At 68.5% G+C, this 23,571-nt stretch carries 18 protein-coding genes and 1 pseudogene; 9 read left to right on the forward strand and 10 right to left on the reverse strand.

Annotation, left to right across the window (positions count from 1 at the left end; all coding sequences use genetic code 11):
- Positions 1–2: 2 nt before the first annotated feature.
- Genes NA4_RS23500 through NA4_RS23510 form a run of 3 tightly spaced genes read left to right on the forward strand, consistent with a single transcriptional unit; the run spans position 3 to position 2,403 of the window.
- The gene (locus NA4_RS23500) at positions 3–1,190 is read left to right on the forward strand and encodes a PPE domain-containing protein (RefSeq protein ID WP_067473934.1); all 1,188 of its coding nucleotides are present in this window, start codon (positions 3–5) and stop codon (positions 1,188–1,190) included.
- Positions 1,187–1,927 (forward strand): ESX secretion-associated protein EspG, encoded by a 741-nt coding sequence (locus NA4_RS23505; RefSeq protein ID WP_084497379.1) that lies wholly within the window; start codon positions 1,187–1,189, stop codon positions 1,925–1,927. The genes NA4_RS23500 and NA4_RS23505 overlap by 4 nt, the downstream gene beginning before the upstream one ends.
- Positions 1,928–1,962: 35 nt before the next feature.
- Entirely contained in the window at positions 1,963–2,403 is a 441-nt protein-coding gene (locus tag NA4_RS23510) for a DUF6841 family protein (protein WP_067473941.1), read from the forward strand.
- Positions 2,404–2,495: 92 nt separating this feature from the next.
- On the opposite strand, the gene glyA is transcribed toward NA4_RS23510, so the two are convergent.
- Entirely contained in the window at positions 2,496–3,791 is a 1,296-nt protein-coding gene (gene glyA / locus NA4_RS23515; RefSeq protein WP_067473944.1) for a serine hydroxymethyltransferase, read from the reverse strand.
- Positions 3,792–4,039: 248 nt separating this feature from the next.
- Positions 4,040–4,621: a TetR/AcrR family transcriptional regulator gene (locus NA4_RS23520; RefSeq protein WP_067473949.1), complete on the reverse strand. Its 582-nt coding sequence runs from the start codon at positions 4,619–4,621 to the stop codon at positions 4,040–4,042.
- Positions 4,622–4,715: 94 nt separating this feature from the next.
- Between NA4_RS23520 and NA4_RS23525 the strand changes: the two genes are divergently transcribed.
- From NA4_RS23525 to NA4_RS40675, 3 genes are all read left to right on the forward strand, one after another.
- A complete protein-coding gene (locus NA4_RS23525) occupies positions 4,716–5,174 on the forward strand; it encodes a PaaI family thioesterase (protein ID WP_067473997.1) in 459 nt (152 codons plus the stop codon).
- A gap of 16 nt (positions 5,175–5,190) precedes the next feature.
- On the forward strand, positions 5,191–5,640 hold the full coding sequence (locus tag NA4_RS23530) for a nitroreductase family deazaflavin-dependent oxidoreductase (RefSeq protein WP_067473952.1): 450 nt from the start codon (positions 5,191–5,193) through the stop codon (positions 5,638–5,640).
- A gap of 101 nt (positions 5,641–5,741) precedes the next feature.
- On the forward strand, positions 5,742–5,891 hold the full coding sequence (locus NA4_RS40675; RefSeq protein WP_157129250.1) for a hypothetical protein: 150 nt from the start codon (positions 5,742–5,744) through the stop codon (positions 5,889–5,891).
- A gap of 49 nt (positions 5,892–5,940) precedes the next feature.
- Here NA4_RS40675 and NA4_RS23535 read toward each other — a convergent pair whose 3' ends face one another.
- The 4 genes from NA4_RS23535 to NA4_RS23550 all read right to left on the reverse strand — a co-directional run bounded on the left by NA4_RS23535 (position 5,941) and on the right by NA4_RS23550 (position 16,004).
- Positions 5,941–7,131 carry a DUF885 domain-containing protein gene (locus NA4_RS23535; RefSeq protein ID WP_067473955.1) on the reverse strand — a complete coding sequence of 397 codons (1,191 nt, stop codon included), beginning with the start codon at positions 7,129–7,131 and terminating at the stop codon, positions 5,941–5,943.
- 164 nt (positions 7,132–7,295) lie between these two features.
- On the reverse strand, positions 7,296–8,660 hold the full coding sequence (locus NA4_RS23540) for a wax ester/triacylglycerol synthase domain-containing protein (RefSeq protein ID WP_067473958.1): 1,365 nt from the start codon (positions 8,658–8,660) through the stop codon (positions 7,296–7,298).
- A gap of 109 nt (positions 8,661–8,769) precedes the next feature.
- Entirely contained in the window at positions 8,770–9,690 is a 921-nt protein-coding gene (locus tag NA4_RS23545; protein WP_067473961.1) for an aldo/keto reductase, read from the reverse strand.
- Positions 9,691–9,719: 29 nt separating this feature from the next.
- Positions 9,720–16,004: a non-ribosomal peptide synthetase gene (locus tag NA4_RS23550; protein WP_373862820.1), complete on the reverse strand. Its 6,285-nt coding sequence runs from the start codon at positions 16,002–16,004 to the stop codon at positions 9,720–9,722.
- A gap of 425 nt (positions 16,005–16,429) precedes the next feature.
- Between NA4_RS23550 and coaA the strand changes: the two genes are divergently transcribed.
- Complete coding sequence (gene coaA / locus NA4_RS23555) at positions 16,430–17,362, forward strand: type I pantothenate kinase (protein ID WP_067473967.1); 933 nt, start codon at positions 16,430–16,432, stop codon at positions 17,360–17,362.
- 6 nt (positions 17,363–17,368) lie between these two features.
- On the opposite strand, the gene NA4_RS23560 is transcribed toward coaA, so the two are convergent.
- On the reverse strand, positions 17,369–17,929 hold the full coding sequence (locus NA4_RS23560) for a hypothetical protein (protein ID WP_067473970.1): 561 nt from the start codon (positions 17,927–17,929) through the stop codon (positions 17,369–17,371).
- A gap of 52 nt (positions 17,930–17,981) precedes the next feature.
- Positions 17,982–18,761 carry an isoprenyl transferase gene (locus NA4_RS23565; RefSeq protein ID WP_067473973.1) on the reverse strand — a complete coding sequence of 260 codons (780 nt, stop codon included), beginning with the start codon at positions 18,759–18,761 and terminating at the stop codon, positions 17,982–17,984.
- Positions 18,762–18,982: 221 nt separating this feature from the next.
- Here NA4_RS23565 and trhA point away from each other — a divergent pair, with 221 nt between their 5' ends.
- Both trhA and NA4_RS23580 read left to right on the forward strand, forming a co-directional pair.
- Positions 18,983–19,669, forward strand: a complete 687-nt coding sequence (trhA, locus tag NA4_RS23570) for a PAQR family membrane homeostasis protein TrhA (protein WP_373862821.1) — start codon at positions 18,983–18,985, stop codon at positions 19,667–19,669.
- Positions 19,670–20,050: 381 nt separating this feature from the next.
- Positions 20,051–21,655: an adenylate/guanylate cyclase domain-containing protein gene (locus tag NA4_RS23580; protein WP_067473979.1), complete on the forward strand. Its 1,605-nt coding sequence runs from the start codon at positions 20,051–20,053 to the stop codon at positions 21,653–21,655.
- A 229-nt stretch (positions 21,656–21,884) separates the two neighbouring features.
- Here the strand turns inward: NA4_RS23580 and NA4_RS23585 are convergent, their stop codons facing one another.
- Together NA4_RS23585 and NA4_RS41525 are read right to left on the reverse strand one after the other, a co-directional pair.
- Positions 21,885–22,520, reverse strand: coding sequence for a hypothetical protein (locus NA4_RS23585; RefSeq protein ID WP_067473982.1), 636 nt, complete (start codon positions 22,518–22,520; stop codon positions 21,885–21,887).
- Between the two features lie 785 nt (positions 22,521–23,305).
- Positions 23,306–23,571: pseudogene (locus tag NA4_RS41525) on the reverse strand (hypothetical protein); the annotation flags it as partial.

A 23,571-nucleotide genomic window follows, 5' to 3' on the forward strand; every position in this document is an offset into this window, starting at 1 on the left:
TCATGAGACAGACCGATGGCCGAGCGATCACCAATCCGGAGAACGCGCACAGTTTCTCGCACGCCGAGATCAAACAGGCGGCCGACGGGATGAACCCGGCCGAGCTCGGCGGTGCGTTCGACGCGTGGGCGGGTATCGCGGCGGCGGTGACGAATGCTGGCCAGGAGTTCGAAACCGCGATCAAGAAGGCGGTGGAACAGCATTGGGAGGGCGCGGCGGCGGAGAGCGCGGTCCGCGCCGTGCGGGACTACGCGGCGCGGGTCGGGGAATTCGGCGAGGCATTGGGCGCCCAGAACGGGCCGCTGTCGGCGGCGGCGAACGCGGCGGCGAAGTTCAAGGCATCGGTGCCCGACGTGCTGGACACCTCCGGTAATCCGGCCGATCCACAGCAGCGCAACTCACGGGAAGAACAAGCCCGCGACGAAATGAACACCCAGTACATCCAGCCGTACGGGACCACCGCACCGGGCATCCCCACCCTTCCGCCACCCAACGGGCCCACCGCCGCGTCATCGGGCATCGCGGCCGGAAACAGCACGGAGCCGGGTACGAGCGCCAGCTCGCAGGCTCTGTCGAACGGTACCGGCACCAGCGACACCGCCTCCTCGGAGGACACGCCCCCTTCCGAGGACAGCGCCGCCACGGTCGGCGCCGACACGGAAACGAACCCGGACGATCAGGCGCAGCCGACCTCCGAGGTGCCGGAAACCGTTGCTGCCCAGACGGTTTCCCAGAACCAGGACATCGCGACGTCGACCACGGCGGCGTCCACCACAAGGTCTCCGGCATCCGGCCTCGGCACCGCGATCGCGCCCGCCACGCCACTGCCGACGACGCCCGCCACCGTCACTCCGACCTCACAGGACGCCACGCCGCGCAGGCCGGGCACGCCCAGTCCGCTCGGTCGGCCGAGCGTCACCGGGGACAGCGACAACCAACAGCGACCAGGTACCTCCCGCGCCGCGCCGCCCACTGCGCCCGCGGCTTCGACGGCACCATCCGCCGTGCCGGGACGCCCCGGAGCGCCCGGCGTCTCGGGGTACTCGGGCATGATCCCGCCCGGGATGCGCGGCCGCCGAGCGGACGACGACGAGCACAAATCGCCGAATTACCTGCGGACCGAAGAGCACGCGAAAGAGTTGCTCGGCGAGGTGAAGCCCACCGTCCCGCCGGTGTTCGGAGAACAATGATGGCGCGGTGGACGCTGTCGGCCGAGCAGTTCGCCGCGGCATGGTTCGGCACCGGCCTGGACCGTATGCCATTCCCGTTCCGGTTCACCAGCCGCTTTCCCGGCCTGCACGAGTACCAGGCGTATCAGCAGCAGTTCCGCGCCGAGCTGGGACGTGACGACCGGCTGCCGCTGCGCACCGCGATCACCACGCTGGCCAAACCGGATTGGCGCATCGAGTTGGTCGGCTACGACAACACCCGCGACGCCATCGAGCTGCGCGCGGTCGCGTGCGGCACCCGCACCGGCTCGGGTGTGCTCGCCGAGCAAGCCCCCGGTCCGGACGGCGGCCGAGTCCGGTTGCGCCGCTGTCGAACCGACCAGCTCGCCACCGAATTGGTGCGCCTGCTGCCGGACACCCCGGCCGGGACCACGGGGGAGAAAAGCTTTCTGCTCGACGATCTCAACGACGATCGCCCCGATCTGACCGGTAGCGCGCCCGCCAGCCAGGTCAAGGAACGCTACCGGCGGTTCTGGCGCCAGTCGTGCACCACGCGTGGCACCGCCGTCGTGCTGCTGGGTCCGCGCAACGCGGAACCGCTGCGTACCGGCCGCCTGCGCTGGATCGACACGCCCGACGGCCGCTATTGCGAAGTCCCGGCCAATCGCGCGCTGATGATCCGCCCCGGTACCAGCGGGGATATCGCCCGCTACCTGGACGAGGCGATTGTGCGCGCCAAAGCACGCATGAACCAATAGTTTCGCAGCGGCGCGCGGGCTCGTAGTTTGGGGCTATGCGAACTCGGGACGAAATCGAAGCATTTCTGGACGAGTATCAGCAGGCGTTGAGCTCGTTCGACGCCGAACGCTCGGCCACGCTGTGGGGCATGCCGGGCACGATCGTGAGCGACGGATTCGTCGGCTCGCTGTCCTCTCGCGCGGATATGGTCCAGGGACTGCGGCAGTCCTATCCCTTCTATCGAGCATTGGGGCTCGCGTCGGTCGACCACACCTTGCTGGGACAGGTCGAGCTCACCGAGCGCATCACACGGTTGCGCGTCCGCTGGCACTTCTTCGATCAGGCGGGCGAATTGCTCACCGACAGCGACTACGAGTACCTGCTGCGCCGCGACGATGACGGCCTGCTGCGCGTCTATGTCGCGGTCGGGATCGACGAAATGCGGAAACTGACCGAACTCGCCGCCGCCAAAGGCGTCGAACTGCCGGGTTCCTGACTATCACCTGGCGGACGCCCCGCCGAAACGGCGGCGGTCGCGCACGTGCGACGGCACGTACGCGACCACCGGATGTGCGAAGCGAAGTCCGGTCAGCCGAGCAGGCGCCAGTCCTCCAGACCGTCGTACAGCGGGACGTCCTTGGCCAGCTTGCTCACCCGGGCCCGCAGCGAATCCAGGTCCGCGGTACCGGCCAGTGCGCTGGCGATGACGTCGGCGACCTCGGCGAACTCGGTGTCGCCGAAGCCGCGGGTGGCCAGGGCCGCGGTGCCGATGCGCAGGCCCGAGGTGACCATCGGCGGACGCGGATCGAACGGAACGGCGTTGCGGTTCACCGTGATACCGATCTCGTGCAGCAGGTCTTCGCCCTGCTGACCGTCGAGTTCGGAGTTGCGCAGGTCGACCAGCACCAGGTGCACGTCGGTGCCGCCGGTGAGCACGCTGATGCCCTTGTCCTTGACGTCGGCGGCGGTCAGGCGCTCGGCGAGGATCTTCGCGCCCGACAGGGTGCGCTCCTGACGGTCGCGGAACTCCTCCGTCCCGGCGATCTTGAAGGCGACGGCCTTGGCGGCGATGGCGTGCATGAGCGGCCCGCCCTGCTGGCCGGGGAAGACCGAGCTGTTCAGCTTCTTGGCGTACTCCTGCTTGGCCAGGATCAGGCCGGAGCGCGGGCCGCCGAGCGTCTTGTGCACGGTCGAGGACACCACGTCGGCGTAGGGCACCGGCGAGGGGTGCAGCCCGGCGGCGACCAGGCCGGCGAAGTGCGCCATGTCCACCCACAGGTAGGCACCCACCTCATCCGCGATCGAGCGGAAGGCCGCGAAATCCTGGTGGCGCGGGTAGGCCGACCAGCCGGCCACGATCACCTTCGGACGCGCCTGCAGGGCGGTGTCGCGCACCTGGTCCATGTCGACGCGGTGATCTTCCTTGCTCACCCCGTAGGAGTGCACCTCGTACAGCTTGCCGGAGAAGTTCAGGCGCATGCCGTGGGTGAGGTGGCCACCGTGCGCGAGGTCGAGGCCGAGCAGCTTGTCGCCCGGGTCCATCAGCGCCATAAGCACCGCGGCGTTCGCCTGCGCGCCGGAATGCGGCTGCACATTGGCGAATTCGGCGCCGAACAGTTCCTTGGCGCGGTCGCGCGCCAAGGTCTCCACCACGTCGACGTGCTCGCAGCCGCCGTAGTAGCGCCTGCCCGGGTAGCCCTCGGCGTACTTGTTGGTGAGCACGCTGCCCTGCGCCTGCAGCACCGCGCGCGGCACGAAGTTCTCGGAGGCGATCATCTCCAGGGTGTCGCGTTCGCGGGCGAGCTCGCCTGCCATCGCGGCAGCGAGCTCCGGATCGAGCTCACCGAGAGACTGGGAATTGACAGAGGCGGTCGTCTGCGTCACGGACTCAGTCTATGGGCCCGGGGCCGGGATCTCGAGCAGGGGGTTCACCCCTCCCGGTCGCGCGAGGTCCGCCCGGCCGTCCAGTCGTGACGTGCGACACGCCGGTCGCGGCTACGAACGAGAGCCGCCCGGCAGATGAGCCAAAGGCGAACGACGCGACGGGCGGCACCGCGGCGACAACGAACACCACGGGCGGCGGTGCGCCCCAGCCGCGAAGCGCGGCGCCGCGTCTCCAGCGCGGCGTGCCCTCAGGGCGATTCGCCGTCTTCGGGCAGGTAGTTCTCCAGCAGTGCCGTGAGATGTCGCTGCGCGTCTTCCAGTGGCTGGGTGGATTTCATCGCCCGCGCCTGCACGATGGCGCCTTCCATCGCACTGAACACGAAACTGCTCAACGACCGTGCGTCCTCCGCGGACAGGCCCGCCGCGGTCAGCGCCGTGCCCAGTCGCTCGTGCCAGTCGGCGAAGACCGCGCCCGCGGCGGCCTGCACACGGGGCTCGGACTCGGCAAGGGCCGCGCCGACGACCGGGCACCCGGCGCAGTATTCGGTCTTCTGCAGCGCGGTGACCCACCAACCGAGCAGCAATCCGGACCAGCGCCGCGGCGGCGCCGCCGTGATCTTGTCGATCACCGCGCCGATCCGGTCGCCCGCCACGCGGGTCGCCACCTCGACCAGCTCGCTCTTTCCGGAAGGAAAGTGCTGGTAGAGGGAGTTGCGAGAGGCATTGCTCCGCTCCAGTAGAGCCGCAAGGCCCGCGGCGTGCACGCCCTGTTCGCGAACCAGCTCGATGGCACTTTCGATCAGCCTGGCGCGCGGCCCGGCGGCGGTCATGCGGATTCCTTGCTCACGGTTGCGTGAACCGATCGGTCCATGTTGCAATCATGACAGATGTGGACCGATCGGTTCACCGGAAGGAGTGGGATTGATGTCCGAAGTCACGGTCGACCCGACCCAGCTGTCCGGTCTCGAACTCCTTCGGGTCGGGATGACCAGGGCGGATCGCCCGCCGTTCATCGGTGACCTGCTCGGCATGGAGGTCGACGAACTCGAACACGGCAAGGTGGTCTTCGCACTGCGCACCCGGCCCGACTTCGCCAACCCGCTCGGCAGCACGCACGGCGGCATCTGCGCCACTCTCCTGGACTCGGTGATGGGGTGCGCGGTGCACAGCACGCTGGAAGCGGGCGTCGGCTACAGCACGCTCGAACTGAAGATCAACTACATCCGTTCGGTCCCCACCGACGGACAGCGGCTCACCGCCACCGGCACCACCATCCACGTCGGCCGCAGCACCGCGACCGCCGAGGGACGGGTGGTCGACGAGAAGGGCCGCTTGGTCGCGCACGCCACCACCACCTGCGTCATCTTCCGCAGTGACCGCTGACCCGAGGAGAATCACGATGCCCGAACGCACCCCCCGCGCCGCGCGACGGAAGTTCCGCCGCCTACGCCTGTCCGGCCGGTACCTGGCCAATCCGACCGTCGCTCTGCTGGATCGTCTCGGCATCCGCTCCTCGCTGATCGCCGAACTGGAGACCACCGGCGCCAAGTCCGGCCGTGCCCGCCGGGTCCCGGTCACCGTCACGATCGATGGCGAGGGCGCTTGGCTGATCTCGCAACACGGCCATCGCTCGGGTTGGGCCCGCAATATCGCCGCCGACCCGCGTGTGCGGCTGCGGCAAGGGAAACACTGGTACAGCGGCACCGCCGCGTTCGTCCCGAACGACGACGTGACTGCCCGCGCGCGCAGCTTCGCGAAGGGTTGGATTCCGGAGTCACTCGCGGTGCGGACCATGAAAGCGCTGGAAAGCGAAGCGATCTCGGTGCGTGTCACGTTCGCCGACGCCTGAGCCGCGAACACCGAGATGATGGGTGCCCCCGAGATCGGGGGCGCCAATTCATGGGGCACGACGAACAGTAACGAGTAGCGGCGACCCGAACGGTTTCCCTGGTGACAGCTATTCAGGACCCCAGTGGAGGAACGACCATGGTCGGCTTGGTTTCGGTGCCCAACTCTCCCCTCGAGGCGCTGCTGCGCACCCTTTCGCTACTGCTGTGCAGCATTTCGGCAGGCGGACAGGACTGTTCCGTAATCCAGTAACTCCGAAACGGCTTGTGGCCCAAGCGGTGCCACAAGCCACATCGCTCGTTCAGGCCGCGGCGCGCACCGCGCCCGGCGTGAGCGGTTCATCCAGCAGCCTGCGGAACCGGTCGGCCCGGTCGTCGGCGTCGATCGCGCGATCCAGCCAGCCGCCCAGCAGTCGATATCCCTCCACGTAGGTGGAGATGTAGGCCCGCCACAGCGACGAGGACAGGAACCGCAGCGACTGCCGCGCCCGGTCCGGCGTCACCAGACTCCAGGTCTGCAAGAACTCGGCCACCTCGTCGTGCGTGCGCCCCCGGTCGTGCAGCAGGAGCGCGGCGTCCTGCCGGACACCGAGCAGCTTGGCCGAGGCGTTCGAAAGCCGTTCGGCCCGTTCGCCGTCGAAGCGCAAGCCGAGGTCGGCGTAGATCTCCTGCGCCCACTTCCCCCAGCCCGGCCCGACGATGGAGCGCAGCGCCAGGTCGGCCAGGCCTTCCGCCATCAGGCACTGCGGCGTGTTCACCAGGAACAGCGTCTGCTCGGCCTGCCCGTCGGCGACCAGCCCGGCCTCCTTGCGGCAGTGCTCGGTGTGGTGCCCCGGATACGACTCGTGCGCGATCAGCTGCGGCAGGTGTGCCCTGTGCTGTTTGAGGTCGGAGTTGATCGCGACCCGTGAGTGGTAATTGCCCAGGTAGTAGTTGAATCCGGACCAGGGCTTGTCCCCGACCACCTCATAGGTCACGTGCTCGTGGTCGGGCAGCGGGTAACGGGCGCGGACCAGCTCGCGCAATGCGCTGGAAAACGCCTCCACGCAGGCCGACAGGCGCTCCGGTGGGATCTCGTCGGCCTTGCGATGCGCGGCCATTCGTTCGGCCAAGGGGCCGTCCCCCGCCAGCACCTCGTCCATCTGCCGGTGCGCGTCGCGGTAGTCGGCCACGTCGCCGGGGGCGATGTCGACGTCGAAGTAGGCCCGGACCTCCTCGACGAACCCGATCTCGTCTCCGGCGAACTTGCGGCCGGAGCATTCCAGCGCGCGCAGATGCACGTCGAGGAATTCCGCGCGCTGCGGCGACAACCCGGCATCCGGTACCGCGGCACGCAACTCGGCGGCGCGGCGGGCGAGCTCGCCTGGCTGCGGCGCCGGTGCGTTCTGCACTTCGCGGCGCAGCGCGGGATCGCCGGTGTAGGCGTCGACGAACCCTTCCTCGAGCCGATCGAAGGCGAGGCCGAGCCGCAGGTATTCGGTGACGAGCTCCATGCCAGCCGACACTACCGCGCACCTCCCGGCCGGTGCGGGTTGGTAGAACGCCGTCCTCTCGGACGACCTCGGCTCATGCTGCTACAGCATGAACGCGGCCGCCACGGCGCCCGCAGTCCGACCGGTCGGCCGACCAGTGCACACTGTGCAGGACCGCCCGATCGTCAGTCCGAGACGCCGAGTGCGGCGGCGACCTCGTGGAACGATTCCCGCAGCATGTCGCTGTAATCGTCCAAGTCGGGGACGATCTGCGGATCACACACCACGGACACGGTGAAGCTGTCGCCCGCGCCGACGAACGAGTGCGCCAGGCCGATGTCCGGGTACACCGGCGGCAGCATGCCCGCGAAGCGAAATGGCTTGCCCAGCAAGGCCCATTCCGCAGTCGGCTCGCACTTGATGCTGGTCAGGATCGTATGCGCGACGGCGGGCGTGTCAGCGGGCGGGAGCGTGCCGAACCTGGCCCGGTACACGCGGCTCGGGAGCAGGTCGACCAACTCCAGTCGAGTGAGTTCGCGGCGGCTCGACGCCGAATGGCGACGTACCCGTAGCGTGGTGTCGACCGCCCGCGCCCGGCCGGCGAGATCGAGTTCTCCCGGGAACAGATCAACCACGTCGGCGCCCACGTGATTGACACCCATCACCGGCGCATCGGGCACCGCGATGGTCACGAAGGCCGCGAGATCGTCCGGGCAGGCGTCCTGCTTTTCGAGATAGCGCTGCATGGCGCGCGAGATCGCGGTCAGGCCGACGGACGTCACGGTGATCCCGGATGCCCGAACGTCCCGCAGCTCCAACGGGAATGTCCGCATGACGCGTCCCGGACCGATCCGCTGGTTGAGCACCGTCCGGCTGCGCGGTGGCGTGCTCGGCCCGGTGTCGTCGCCGTCTCGGGCGATGCGCCGGTTCTCGGCCCCGACCCGCGCGTTGAAACGCAGCACCTGGAACGGCCACCGCAACGCGCCTTCCACGGCGGCGAGTCCGAGACGCAGGCCAAGACGCTTCGCTGCGGGCCCTTGCGCCTCGATTCGCACCGGCGCGGGCGCCGGCGCGAACAACGCTTCCGACAGCGACGTCATCGCCGGGCCCGCCATGAGCGCGTGACTGACATGCATCATCACCACGGTGCCCACGCCGTTCAGCGTCGGTATGCCGGACACGCTGGGAAATACGTGCAGTTGCCATGCGCTGACCCGAGCATCGAGCGGTCGCTGCAGAATGCTCCCCATCTGGTCGAGACACCCCGCCCAGTCCAGGTCCGCCGCGTGGATGACGACGTGACTGTCTATCGGACTGTCGTCGACACCCCAGAACGGATGCCCGAGCCCGCCCGGCACGTCGTGAATCCGGCGGCGCAGCGGTTCCAGCACTTCGGCGCGTTCGCCGAGGTGGCGGGCGATGTCGGCGGCGTCCGGCGGCGTACCGGTCGCGCTGTCGAACACCCACCACATCGGCCAGTCGGTGACCCGCCCCGAGCCGACGAAGTAGTAATAGGAGGCATCGTTGGCCACCAGCTGTGATTCGCGCATCCTGCTGCTCTCGTCGGTCTCGGGTTTGCCGCACTCTATCGCCGGGCGGCCGAAATCGCCTGTCGCCGTGGGCAACCAGGACGAAGTCCGCGCCGGGCGAGCTGTGCGATCAGTTGCGGCTCAGTTTCGGCAGCCGGAAGCGGCGAGCCCGCGGTGCGGGAGCGCTGACCTCGGACAGCGCGGCGTATTCCGCGTCGGTGAGCGAGATGGTTGCGGCCGCGATGTTCTCCTCCAGATGCGCCACGCTGGAGGTGCCGGGGATGGGCAGCAGGACCGGAGAGCGACGCAGCAACCAGGCGAGCGCGAGCTGGGACGGGCTGGCGTCCTCGCGCGCGAAGGTGTCCAGGACACCGCCCGGACGGGCGAGCTCACCGGTGGCCATGGGGAACCACGGGATGAAGGCGATATCGTTCGCCTCCGCGTACTCGAGCAGGTCCTCCGAGTCCCGGCTGGCCAGGTTGTACAGGTTCTGCACCGAGACGATATCGACGATCTTGCGGGCCTGCTCGAGCTGGGCGACGGTCACCTGGGACAGGCCGATGTGCCGGATCTTGCCCTCTTGGCGCAGCAGCGCCAGTTCACCGAGTTGGTCGGCGAGCGGCACCTTCGGGTCGATCCGGTGCAATTGATACAGATCAATGCGCTCCAGACCGAGGTGGCGCAGGCTCAGTTCCAGCTGCTGGCGCAGGTATTCGGGGCGGCCGACGGGACGCCAGTCACCGGGACCGGGCCGGGTCAGGCCGCCCTTGGTCGCGATGACCACGTCGTCGGCGTACGGATGCAGTGCCTTGCGGATCAGCGTTTCGCTGACGAACGGACCGTAGGAATCCGCGGTGTCGATGAAGGTGACGCCGAGTTCCACGGCGCGGCGCACGACGCGCACGGCCTCATCCGGATCCTTCGGGTCGCCCCATACGCCCTCACCGGTGATCTGCATCGCGCCGTAGCCCAGGCGATGGACCGGGAGGTCGCCGCCGAGGGCGAAGGTGCCCGAGGCGGCGGCGGGACGTGACTCGGCTTGTGTGGTCATGCTTTCCTTCCGAATGGGTGGCTGATCACTCAGCGTGCGCCGTCATCACCGGGGACGGGAAAGAACCCCGAGTCGATGAAGGACTCGACATACGCGTCCAGCGCAGCCGTATCGATCGGCGGGCAATGGATTCCGTGTCCGGCGAGCTCGGTACGAGTCTGGATGTCGTCGACAGCGACCGCAACCCCGCCGTAATTGCCACTGACCAGGGCCGCGCGCACCAGCGAGTCGTCACCGGCCGCGTCGCGGGCCGCGGCTTCCTCGGCCAGCCTGGTGGCGATCTGCTCGACCGACGCGATCTCTACCGGGATCCCATGCCTGCGCAGGGATTGGAAGATGTCGCGGATCGCCACCCGCTGCGTGTTCACCAGGTGATACGCCGACCCGCTCGGGACTTCGGCCGCCAGCGCCACAATGGCGCCGACCACGTAGTTCACCGGCACCAGTGCGGTGTCGGCGTCACCGGTTTCGGGCGCGAGCCCGAGGATGGCGGCCGCGCGGATCATGTTCCAGAACGAGTCATCGGCGCTGTTCACACCGATCCGCGGATCGCCGCAGACGATGCCGGGACGGTAGATACTCACCGGCACACCACGTGCGCCTGCCTGCCGGACCAGTTGCTCGGCAACCCATTTACTGGCCACGTAGCCGTTCGGGGACACCTCGCCGACGTCCAGCACCGCGTCCTCGCGGCCGCGGAAATCCGGTCCGGGAGCGGCCGGAATCACCGCGTTGACGGTGGACACGAAATGCACCGGTTTGATCCGGCTGGTGGTCGCCAGCCGCAACACCTCGCGAGTGCCTGCCACATTGGCGGCGCGCAGCCGCGGATACGGCTCGATGTGGTTCACCCGGGCACCGTTGTGGTAGATCACGTCGATCCGCTCCACCAGCCGGTCGTAACCGGACTCGTCGAGCCCGAACCGGGGCGCCGCGAGATCGCCTGCGAGCGCAACGATCCGGGTTTCGTAGCTGTCGTCCCAGATGCGGTACTTCTCCAGGGCGTTGCGAATCCGCTTGTGTGCCCGCTCGTCGTCGTCGCTGCGAACCAGGCACCAGACCCGTGCCCGGGTGCCGGCCAGCAATTCCCGGAGCAGGTGCGCGCCGACGAACCCGGTCGCTCCGGTGAGCAGCACGTCCCTCGCGGTGTCCGAGCGCGCGGGCGCGGCACCGGCACCATCGATCTCCGGTTCGAGAACCGCGTCGGCGGCGATCGTCGCGGAGTCGTCGGCGGGGACCACCGCCGCGGGCTCGTCCAGGTTGTCGATGCGGGCAGCCAGTCCGCGCACGGTGGGCGCGGTGAACAGCGCCGCCATCGGGACGTCGACACCGAGACGCGCGGTCAGCGCGCGTTGCAACGTGAACGCGAGCAGCGACGTGCCGCCGAGGTCGAAGAAGTCGTCTTCGGCACCGGCCCTGGCGATGGCGAGCACGTCGACGAACACCTCGGCGACCGCCCGCTCGGTCGGAGTCGCCGGGGCGACGAAATCGCGGGCCCGGAACACCGGCCGGGGCAGCGCGCCACGATTCAGCTTCCCGCTGTCGTTCATCGGGAAGGAGTCGAGCACCATGATGGCCGACGGCACCATGTAGGACGGCAGCACTTGCGCCAGCGACTCGCGCAGCGCGTCGGCCGCGAGATCGGCCGCCGCCGGGACCACATAAGCGGCCAGCTGGTCGCCGCTCTCCGATGCCGCCACCAGGACCACCGCCTGGGCGACGGAAGACTCGGCCAGCAGCGCGGCCTCGATCTCCCCGAGCTCGATCCGGTGACCCCGGATCTTCGCCTGGAAGTCGCTGCGTCCCAAGTACTCCAGCACGCCACCGGCGGTAGCGTCAGGCCTGGAGGCGCGTTGGACGCCGCCACGGCGGCGCACCAGATCACCGGTCCGGTACATCCGGGCGCCCGGCGGCCCATAGGGGTCGGCCACGAACCGATCCGCGGTCAAGTCCGCCCGCCGCAGGTAGCCGCGCGCCAACTGGTCTCCCGCCAAATACAATTCGCCGACAACGCCCGCCGGGACGAGACGCAGCCGGGAATCCAGCACATAGGTCCGCGTATTCCACTCCGCGACACCGATCGGCACCGTGGCCCGGTCGTTCGTGGACGCGGGCCAGTACGTCACCGATACCGCCGCCTCGGTAGGGCCGTACAGGTTGTGCAGTCCGGCACCCGACAGTGCGGCGAAGTCCGCGACGGTGCTCGGCGGCAATGCCTCACCGATCACGAAAACCGCACGCAGCGAGGCCAATTGCTGCACGCTTGCGGCGGCGAGGAACACTTGCAGCACGGAGGGGACGAAGTCGGTGACCGTCACCTGGTGGGTGGCGATCAGGCCGGCGATGTACTCCGGATCGCGCTGGCCGCCCGGTGCCGCGAGCACCAGCCGCGCACCCACCCACAGCGGAACGAAGAATCCCCACAGCGACACGTCGAACGTGGTCGCCGTCTTCTGCAGGTAGACGTCGTCGGGCCCGAACGCATAGTGCGCGGCCATCCATTCGATCTGGTTGGTGATCGCGCCGTGCGACACCATCACACCCTTGGGGCGGCCGGTCGACCCCGACGTGAACAGCACATACGCCGGATGGTCCGCGCGCAGCGGCGCACGCAACTCGCTCGCGGCGACGGCATCCGCCGAGTACGCCGACAGCTCGAGGGAGTCGACATCGACGACCGGAACCCCAGGAGCCGTTACCGGATTACCGTTTTCCGTGAGCACGCACACGGGCTCGGCCACTTCCAGCACATACGCGATCCGGCCCGCCGGATGATCGAGGTCCAGGGGCAGGTACGCGCCTCCCGCCGTCAGCACCGCGTACATGGCGACCAGCAATCCCGGCGAACGCGGCATCGCGAGAGCGACCACGGACTCCGGACCGATTCCCTGCCCGATCAGATGCCGGGCCAGGCGGTTGACGCGCGCGTCGAATTCCCGATAGGTCCAGGCTGTGCCGTCGTACACCACGGCCACCGCATCCGGTGTCGCGGCAACCGAACGGCGGTAGCCGGTCAGCAGGTCATGCGTCGAGACCGGGTGGGCCGTGTCGACCGCGTCGGACAGCAACTGCACACGTTCGGCCGGATCGATCAGCTCGATATCACCGAGCACCGCCGTGGGGTCGGCAGCAATCGCGGACAGCAGGCGCACGAACCGATCGACGAAGCCTTGCACGGTGTCGTGGTCGAACATGTCTGCTGCGTAGCTGACCACACCGCCGATCCCGGTCGGTGTGCCCGCGGCGTCGTAGGTGTCGCCCACCATCCAATGCAGGTCGAACTGCGATACCTCGGTGCCGATATCCAGGCTGGAGACCGTGAGGTCCGGCAAATCCAGCGTGACCGGCTCCAGATTCTGGAACGACAGCGCCACTTGGTACAGCGGATGCCGGGCCGTCGACCGGACCGGTTTCAGTACGTCGACCAGCCGCTCGAACGGCACGTCCGCGTTCGCGAACGCCTGGATATCGGTCGTCCGCTGCCGTCCGAGCAGGTCGGTGAAGGTCTCCCCGGCGTCGTATCCGGTGCGGAACACCAAGGTGTTGATGAACATGCCGATCAGGTCGTCCAGGACCGCTTCGCCCCGCCCGGCGACCGGCGAACCGATCGCGATGTCGTCGGTGCCCGACAACCGGGCCAAGAGCACCGCCAACGCCGTGTGCACGACCATGAACAGCGTCGCGCCTTCGGCCCTGGCCAACTCCACCAGCGCACGGTGGGTTTCGGCGTCGATGTGCACCGCCACCCCGCCTCCGGTGTAGGAGCGCAGCAGCGGACGCGGCCGATCCGACGGCAGGTCGAGCTGATCCGGCAGCCCGGCCAACGCCTGCTTCCAGTAGGCGATCTGCTCGGCCGCCAAGGATTCCGGATCCTCTTCGGCGCCGAGCAGCTCCCGCTGCCACAGGCTGTAATCGGCGTACTGCACCGGCAGCGGGCTCCATTCCGGGGCCGCACCGGCACAGCGAGCCGCGAACGCGGTCATCAGGTCGCGAGTCAGCGGGCCGATCGACGAGCCGTCAGCGGCGATGTGGTGCACCACCATCGCCAGCACATATTCGGGTGCTGTTGGGTTCGCGCCGCTCAGGTCGAAGAGCACCACCCGGAGGGGCACGTCGGCGGTGAGGTCGAAAGCCGTACCCGCCAAGGCGACGACGGCGTCCGCCACGTCGGCCGGGGCGATCGCCCGGATCTCGAACTGCGGAACCGCCTGTGCCACAGGCAGAATCACCTGAACGGGAGTTTCCTGGGAGTCCCCCGAACCCTGGTGTGGATAGATCGTGCGCAGGATCTCGTGCCGAGCCACCAGATCCTCGGTCGCCGCCCGCAGCGCGTCCGTATCGAGTGCGCCGGTCAACCGCACCGCCAGCGGCACGTTGTAGGCCACCGATGCGGTGTCGAAGCGGTTGAGGAACCACATGCCCTGCTGCGCCAAGGACAATGGAATCCGCTCCGGGCGCGGACCGGCGGTCAACGGCCGACGGCCCGTCCCGGCCGAATTCTCGCCCAGATGTTCCGCGAGTGCGGCCACCGTCGACGCCTCGAACAGCAACCGCACCGGGATGCGGATGTCCAGGGCGGCCCCGAGCCGCGCGATGACCCGGGTGGCGATCAGCGAGTTGCCGCCCAGTTCGAAGAAGTCGTCGTCGGACCCGACCGGCGTCGCGGGGTTCAGCAATTCGGTGAACGCGCCCGCGACCAGCTCCTCCAGCGGCCCGGATGGCGCTCGGTACTCCCTCGCCTGCAACACCGGCGCGGGCAGTGCGGCACGGTCCAGTTTGCCGACGGGGGTCAGCGGGATCTCGTCCAGCACCATGACGGTGGTGGGCACCATGTGCGCGGGCAGGCTGCGTCCGGCGAACGCGACGAGCTCGTCGGGCTGGGCGGTCGCACCCGCGGCGGCATGCACGTAAGAAACGAGAATGGTTGCGCCACTGGCGAGTTCGTGCCCGATGGTGACCGCGAAGTCGACGCTCTCGTGCGCGCCGAGCACCGCGTCGATCTCGCCGAGTTCGATGCGGAACCCGCGGATCTTGACCTGGAAGTCGTTGCGGCCCAGATACTCGAGCCGGCCGTCGATGCGCCGTACCAGATCGCCGGTCCGGTACAGGCGGGCTCCACTCGGATCGAGTGGGTTCGCCACGAACCGGGCGGCCGTCAACCCCGGTCGCTCATGATATCCGCGTGCCACCTGCGCCCCGGCGATGTACAGCTCGCCGACGACCAGGTCCGGCACCGGATTCAGCCGCGGGTCCAGCACGTATTCGGTGATGTTGCGGATCGGCCCGCCGATGGTGACGGTCTCCCCCGGCACCAGCGGCGCGCTGATATTGGTCATGATCGTGGTCTCGGTCGGCCCGTACCCGTTGTAGAACTCACGGGTGCGGCGCCCGGCGATCGGGACCGTCCAGCGCCCGACCAGGTCCGGCGGGCACGCCTCGCCACCGGCGATCACGACGCGGAGCTTGTCCAGTCCGGCCGGGTCGACCGACGCCAGAGCCGTGGGGGTGATGAACGCGTGCGTCACCCGCTCCCGGCTCAGCAGCGCGGCGAGCTCGGCACCACCGTAGACGGTCGGCGCCGCCACGATCATGGTCGCGGCGCCGCCCACCGCCAGCAGCAGTTCCAGAACCGACGCGTCGAACGAGGGCGACGCGAAATGCAAGGTCCGTGACGTGCTCGTCAGCCGGTAGCGCTCGCGCTGCTCGTCGCAGAAGCTCGACAGCCCGGCCTGCGTGACGACCACGCCTTTGGGCTTGCCGGTCGAACCGGAGGTGTAGATGACATAGGCCGGGTGCTCGGCGCGCAACGGCCGCGTGCGATCCGCGTCGGTGATCGGCGCGGCCGAGTAGTCGTCGAGCTGCCGGTCGGCGTCGTCGGTGTCGATGACCAGCCACTCCACCTCTTCGGGCAGGTCAGCGCGCACTTCGGCGATCGTGAGCCCGAGCACCGCGCGCGAATCCGAGACCATGTGCGCGACCCGGTCGGCCGGGTAGTTGGGGTCGACGGGTACGAATCCGGCGCCGGTCTTGGCGATGGCCCACACCGCGAGCACCGAGTCGATCGACCGCGGGATGCCGATCGCGACCAGATCCTCCGGGCCGATGCCGCGCTCGATCAGCAGCCGAGCCAACCGGGTCGACCGATCGTCGAGATCGACGTACTCCATCTCGTCCAACCGCGCCGCGGCGTCCGCATAGACCACGGCGACACCATCCGGATTGCTCTCCACCGCGCCGTCCAGCAGCTCCGGCAGCAGCGTGACACCGACCTGCTCGGCCGCGCTCGAATCGGCGGGCCGGACCGGCGCGGTCAGCGCCCGATCCTGTTCGGCGACGTCGACGCTGCCGACCGCACCGGCGATCCCGCGTTGATCAGCGGCGACAGCGGCGAGAACCCGCTCGAATCGTCGAGCGAGCCGCTGCACGGTCGCTTCGTGGAAAAGCTCAGACGCATGGGTGAACACTACGACGAGCTCGTCCGGCCTTCCATTCGCATGGTGCCGCCCCGCCCGGGCCGAGCCGGGGAGGACCGCTTCGACCCACCTGTTCGGACGGGATGTCCGCGTTGGCGAAGGCGGCGAGGTCGGTCTCGCGGACCTGACCGAGGAGGGCTAGTGGACCCCACTCGTCACGTCATCGCGACACAGAGCAGAATTCGGCTATGCGGCGACAGCTAGACCGAATCTCACCGGATCCGCGCGGTAACTGTGCGTGTTTGCCGAAGTGGAGCGTCGGGTAAGTGGCACGGATGAGCGAGCCGAGTCCCTACGTGGAATTCGACCGGAAACAGTGGCGAACCCTGCGTAAGTCGACTCCGCTGGTACTCACCGAGGAAGAGTTGGTCGGCCTGCGTGGCCTCGGGGAGCAGATTGATCTCGAGGAAGTCGCGGAGGTCTATCTCCCGCTCGCTCGTCTCATCCACCTGCAGGTAGCCGCGCGCCAGCGCCTGTTCGCCGCAACCGCGACCTTTCTCGGAGATACCCACCCGGATCAGCAGGTGCCGTTCGTGATCGGCGTCGCGGGCAGCGTCGCGGTCGGCAAGTCGACCACCGCCCGTGTGCTCCAAGCCCTGCTGGCGCGCTGGGATCACCACCCCCGCGTCGACTTGGTCACCACCGACGGATTCCTCTATCCCACGGCGGAACTCACCCGGCGCGGCATCATGCACCGCAAGGGGTTCCCCGAGAGCTACGACCGCCGCAGCCTGCTGCGCTTCGTCACCGAGGTGAAATCCGGTGCGGCGGAAGTCTGCGCCCCGGTGTATTCGCACATCTCCTACGACATCGTGCCGGGAAAGCTGCACTGTGTGCGGCAGCCCGACATCTTGATCGTGGAGGGCCTGAACGTGCTGCAGACCGGTCCGCGGCTGATGGTCTCGGATCTGTTCGACTTCTCCATCTACGTCGACGCGCGCATCGAGGACATCGAAAACTGGTATGTGCAGCGGTTTCTCACGCTGCGCAACACCGCGTTCGCCGATCCCAACGCGCATTTCCACCACTACTCCGGATTCACCGACGAGCAGGCGACCGCCGCGGCGAGGGAGATCTGGAACAACACCAACCGCCCGAATCTGGTGGAGAACATTCTGCCCACCCGCCCGCGCGCGACCCTGGTGTTGCGCAAGGATGCCGACCACAGCATCAATCGGCTACGGCTGCGCAAATTGTGATTTCGCTTACAGTTTCCACGCTTCATCAAGGCGGCGGGCGACGTCGATATCGCACGCCGCGGCAATGTCCGGCCTGCGGATCTCCGCGGAGATATAGCGGGCGACGAATCGCCTGACCTCGTGATCGACGCTGGCGAGGACGCGCAGCACCTGTCCGCGCCTGGTTGCGGCGGCGACATTGACGCGCACGTCGACCGGACGCGGCTCGGCGATGTCGATCACCACCCGCAACGGTGTCGCGGTGCGCACCGTCAGGTGCAGGTGAACGGCCCCCTCGACATGGAACCGATGCCGATCGACCGCCAAGTCCAGCAGCAGATCGAGGTCCAGCGGGATGAGCAGCTCGAACGAGATCAGCTCGCCACCGAGGCGGCGCAGCCGCGACTTGCCGAGCTGGACCTCCGCGGTCACTTTCGCCAACCGCCCAGGGCCGACGCCGATCGGGCCGAAATCGAAGGCACTGCCGGTCAGCTGAGCGAACGCGCCCAAGATGCGGTCTTCGGAGGCGGCGAACTCCACGAAACGGCTTCCGAACTCCCCATAGCCGATGAATTCGCGCTCCCTCATAACACCGCGCGACGCGCGAGCAGGGCGATGGATCCGCCCCGCCGAGGTGGGCTCAGACGCCGAAGCGGCGATGACGGGCGGCGTAGTCGCGCAGCGCCCGCAGGAAATCCACCCGCCGGAACTCCGGCCAGTACGCCTCGGTGAACCATATTTCCGAGTATGCGCTCTGCCAGAGCAGGAACCCGGACAATCGCTGCTCGCCGGAGGTTCGAATGACCAGATCGGGGTCCGGCTGACCGGAGGTGTAGAGGTGCTGGCCGATCGCGTTCACGGTGATCGACTGGACCAGGTCCTCGCCCGTCTCCCCGGCGGCGATCTCCTGGCGGACCAGCGAGCGCACCGCGTCGGTGATCTCCTGCCTGCCGCCGTAACCGACCGCGACGTTGACGTGCACCCCACTCCGTCCCTCGGTGCGCTCGGCCGCGGTACGCAGCCGTTTGGCGATGAGCTCGGGGAAGCCGTCGAGCGTGCCGACGATGCGCACGCTCCAGTTCTGCTCCGGCGCGGACAGCTCCTCCACCACGTCGGTGATCACCTCGAACAGCGTCTCCAGCTCGTCCGGATCGCGCTGCAGGTTCTCGGTGGACAGCAGGTAGACGGTCACCATCTCGATGCCCTCGGCCGCGCACCAGCCGACCAGTTCGGCGATCTTCAGCGCGCCGACCCGATGACCGTGCGTGACGTCGGTGAAACCGTTCTCCCGCGCCCAGCGGCGATTGCCGTCACACATCACCGCGACGTGCCGGGGATGCTGTTTGCCGGCCAGCTGCCTGGACAGCCGGGCCTCGTAGATGCGATACGGCAGACCCCGCACCTGACTCGGAAGTTCCACGCGGGCAACCCTACGCCTCGGCGACACGATCTCGGCATCGACCGCGATACGCCGGTACAGTGGCGGAAGCTCAAACTTACGCTTCCGTAGGTTACCCGCGGGTTCAGTTGGACGGCTGCTCGCCGTTCACTCGGCCCGGCGCGGGCCTACGGACGGACTCGTCCGGCTGCGTCTACTAGGAGGTACTCGTGTCCGAATCGGTCGGCGCCGCCGACGCGGCACTGGTCACAGCAGGCTCCCCCACGGCGGGCGAAGCGCTCGCAGAGGCGCTCGTCAAACCACGCATGCGCGGCTGGATCCACACCTGGGCCGTCGGCATCGCGGCGATCGTGGCCGTGATCCTCATCGCCACGGCCGCCACGGTCTCGGCGACTGCGGGGTGGTCGACGCTGGTCTACGGGGTCACCGTGTGCGGACTGTTCGGCATCAGCGCGGTATACCACCGGGTGACCTGGCCGACCGCCCGCGCCCGCATCCGGATGAAGCGGGCCGACCACTCGATGATCTTCCTGTTCATCGCGGGCAGCTATACGCCGTTCGCCCTGCTCGGCCTGCCCGGACGCACAGGGCAGACGTTGCTGACCGTGGTCTGGGCGGGTGCGCTGGCCGGAGTAGCGCTGAAACTGCTGTGGCCGACCGCGCCCCGCTGGGTCGGCGTTCCGCTGTATCTGCTGCTCGGCTGGGCCATCGTGCCGGTGGCCGGGCAATTGAACAGCCAGATCGGCATCGCGCCGTTGATCCTGCTGCTGATCGGCGGCCTGTTCTACAGCGGCGGCGCCATTCTCTACGCGACCAAATGGCCGAACCCGTGGCCGACCGTCTTCGGACACCACGAGTTCTTCCATGCGGCCACGGTCCTCGCCGCGCTCACCCACTACGCGGCAGTGTGGCTCGTGGTGCTGCGCTGAGCCGATACATCGGCGGGACGAAACGGGGGCGCGATGGGACGGCAATATTGGCAGGCGAAGCGGGTCCGCGAAGCTGCCGGTGCTCGCCGTCGTGGTCGCGGCCGGATTCGGCGACCTCTCCGGCAATAACGCGGGGAAACCGCCTATGCCGGTCGCGCTGGTCTTATGCTGCTCGTTCGTGTTCCTCATCGCTGTCTTCCGCGGCATCGCCCTGCCGGAGAGGGCAGTCGTGATGAGCCCGCCCCGCGCCGGGGTGGCGCTCGGTAGTACCGGGCCTTCCCGGCTCGCGCGACCCATGGACGCCCGGGGGACGTCGGTGCGCGGGGTGCGGATCGCGCAGTGCTGGGCGGCGAGACCACGACTAGCCGGGCTGCGAACCCGATGATCTCGAAGTTCGTCCTGTGGGCGCTCAAGGCGCGGGGTGGGCTGGCTGTGGTGGTCACCACCGCCAACGTCAGCGGTCTCGCGGTGATCGTCATCCAGCTGTGGCTGAACGGATTCCTCGGCAGGCTCGGCACGGACTGGCTGCGAACGCTGGCGTTCGTCGGCATCTATCCTGCGGTGGGGTTCGGAGTCGGCATCGTTCTCGCGGTACGCGACCGCAAACTGGATTTCGGCTGGCTCGACGCCGGACGAAGACCCACCGAGGCGGAGGCACGGCGTCTGCTGCGCCTGCCGATCACGATCAGTATGCGCGCGCTCGCGCTGTGGCTTCCCGGGGTGATCGTCGCGACGGCGATCTTCGCGCATCTGAGTCCGCAGAACGACCCCGGCGTGACGACGGCGCTGTTCACGATCGGCGCGTTCGAGACGGCGGCGGTCACCTTCCTGATCGTGGACCGGCTGATCCGGCCGACCGTCCCGCTGGTCGCCGGGATCCTCGGCTGGACGATGCACTGGAGTTCCTCGGTTCTCGTGCGGGTGGTGGTGACCTGGGCGGTGGCGGCGGCGCTTCCACTGCTCATGCTGATCGTCGTGCTCGCCGACCCGGCCGCCGCCGCGTCCGATCGAATCCGGACCGCCATCTACCTGTCCGCCGTCGGCCTCGGTGTCGGCGCCCTGGCCACCGCCTTCCTCGCGCGTGCCGTGGCCGCGCCGATGCGCACCCTGCGCCGGGCGCTGGACCGGATCACCCAGGGCGATCTGGACGTCCGGGTGCCGGTCGGCAGCACCAGCGAGATCGGCAGGCTGGAACACTCGGTCAACGAACTGGCCGGAAACCTCCGCGAGCGGGAGCGGATGCGGGAGGTATTCGGCAGGCACGTCGGCGCGGAGGTGGCCGAGCGCGCGCTCGCGCGCGGTGTGGATCTCACCGGTGACGTGCGCGAGGTCTCGGCGCTGTTCGTCGACGTGACCGGGTCGGTGGAGCTGTCCACCGGGCTGCCGCCGCAGGAGTTCGTCGCCAAGCTCAACCGGCTGCTCGCGATCGTCGTCGCGGCGACCGAGGAGAACAACGGGCTGGTCAACAAGTTCGAGGGCGACGCGGCGCTGTGCGTCTTCGGAGCGCCGATCGCCCTGCGGGACAATGCGACTCCGGCACTGCGCGCCGCGCGCCGCATCCGTGACGAGGTGCTCGCCACGGGCGAACTCGACATCGGCATCGGCGTGGCGCGCGGCCGGGTCTTCGCCGGCGACGTCGGCGCCGACACCCGGCTGGAGTTCACCGTGATCGGCGACGCGGTCAACGAGGCCGCCCGCCTCACCGCCGCGGCAAAAGACGTGCCGCGGCGGATCCTGGTGAGCGAAGCGGTGACCCGAGCCGCCGCGGACCACGAACGCGCCAAATGGATCTTCTTCGACACCATCGTGCTGCGCGGGATGAAAGACCCGACGGCCTGCTGGACCGACGTGGACGGCCCCGATCCATCGCCCGGCTCCACCGCGACCCGCGCCGATCGACCTGACAGCGGCAATCCGGCCGGTGCCGATCCTGTCGTCGAAATGCGCACCGCCGTAGTGCGATCCGATCCAGACGCGCAACACTGAAATGGATCACCCAACCTCGCGATAGCCGCACCAGACCGGCCGGGTCGGCGCCTTCGCTGCGCGATGGCGCAGCACAGCCTCCCGGCGCGAGCAGACGTCGCCGGTCGCCGGGCGGTCATCGGAAGCAGACGACCCGATCAGCGGCCCGACGACCGGAGGGCGATCGCTCCCAGACGCCGGAACTCGCAGACGCTGTCATGAGTCGCAACACAGAGGAATCCCACGCCCATTATCTGGCTGTGCACTCCCGTGGCCGGGCCGGTTGCTCCGATGCTCCAGATCTGTGGATGGCAACGCGCCACGGCAGGCGGATCGAGGTGGGCGGGTGGTCATGTACCCATTGCGCGATCGCTGTGACGGCCGAAGCGAGTGAGGTGGCTCCGGCGAGCATGGGCCAGCGGGTCAGTCCGGCGGTGTCGTAGGCGACTTGCCGAATTCCCGGTACGACGATACTGCCGTTGCCGAAAGCCCAGCTCATCACCATTCCGGCTTGCCCACCCAGGTCCGAGGTGCGCGCGAGCGGCGCCCGCAGTTCAGGGGCTTTGCTGTTGATGTAGAGCACGGTGAGCAGCACCAGAGCCGCGACGGCAACCGTGGAAAGCGTTGCTATCCGGGACAGGACCCCGGTGCGATACCGGAGATTCGCCGCCACCACGCAGACGGTGACGACGATCGCCGCGGCGGCGAGTATCGCCGGGGCGCCGCTGATCCGCGCGGGCGGTGCCTGCGATGACGACCAGATGTTGAGGTAGGAGGTGGTCGCGGTGATCCGGCCGAAGGCGTTGGCACTGGCCTTGCCGTCGGCACCGGCCACGGTCAGCCACGGCTGGAACAACAGGATCAGCGTGACGATGCTGCCTGCCACGGCACCCAGGTAACCCCAGTAGCCGTTCAGCGTCGACAGCTGCGCTCGGCACCGGGCGAGCCGTCCGGGTGCCGCGATCGGCGCTGATTCGGGTCGAATGTCTATGACTGACCAGGGAGTTGGCTGCACCTTCGCTCCGAATCAGGGATCGGTCGGCATCGAAAACCGAGCGGACATGGCGGTCCCCGACTGCGGACGTCCTCGGACACGGCCCGGACAGAAGGGGTATCTCCGGACAGTAAGAGGCGCAGCTTGTTCCGAGAATGATTGCGATCAGCGCGATCTTGAATCCTGGACTGCCATTCGCCCTCGGTCTTCCCTGGCGGTCGGCGATCCTCTTGATCGGCGGCGACAGGACAGGGCAGTGGAGCGCTTGGTACCAGCAAGCCATTCCGCGAGCCGTGGCACTGTATGAGATCTACTTGAAGGAAAGAGCCGAGGGGGAACGCGATACATGAGCAACTTCAGCAAGTGGGATAGGGACGCCTACCGCATGCGGGTCGGCGAGGATGAGGCCGCGCGGCGACGCGGTGCGATCATGGCTGAACAGTGGGTCATGAACTTGCCGAGGAGCGGAAGCGTCTGAATTCACGCACGCAGGATCGGCGGAAGCCATGGGCGTAAGCCCCGGTCGGGTCTCGCAGATCGAGCATGGCGAGATGACGACCGTGGCCGCCATCGCAGCGTATGTTTCCGCGCTCGGCGGCAAGCTCGAACCGCTTGCCGATTTCGGCGGTCATCTGCGGCGGATGCCGACCAACCCGGCCGGGTAGCCGTCAAAGCTGTTAGTTCCGCTGGAGTGCCGTGCGGAGCTGGTCCGGGGTGGAGACCGGGAGGTCGCACACCGAACCGCGGCAGACGTAGGCCGCGGCGGCGTTGCGAACCAGGGGGCGATCGGCCAGGAGCGGGACGGCGTTGGGGGCGGCGGCCAGGACGACCGACCCGCCAGGAGCGGCCAGGCGGGCCGTGGTGAGCAACTCCGTTGGGCGGGAAGCGGATTCGGTGGCGATTGCGACTTGAAGTGGCCCGCGCAGGGCAGCCTCGGCGACGG

The organism is Nocardia amamiensis NBRC 102102 (genome assembly GCF_001612745.1).
Classification (GTDB): domain Bacteria; phylum Actinomycetota; class Actinomycetes; order Mycobacteriales; family Mycobacteriaceae; genus Nocardia; species Nocardia amamiensis.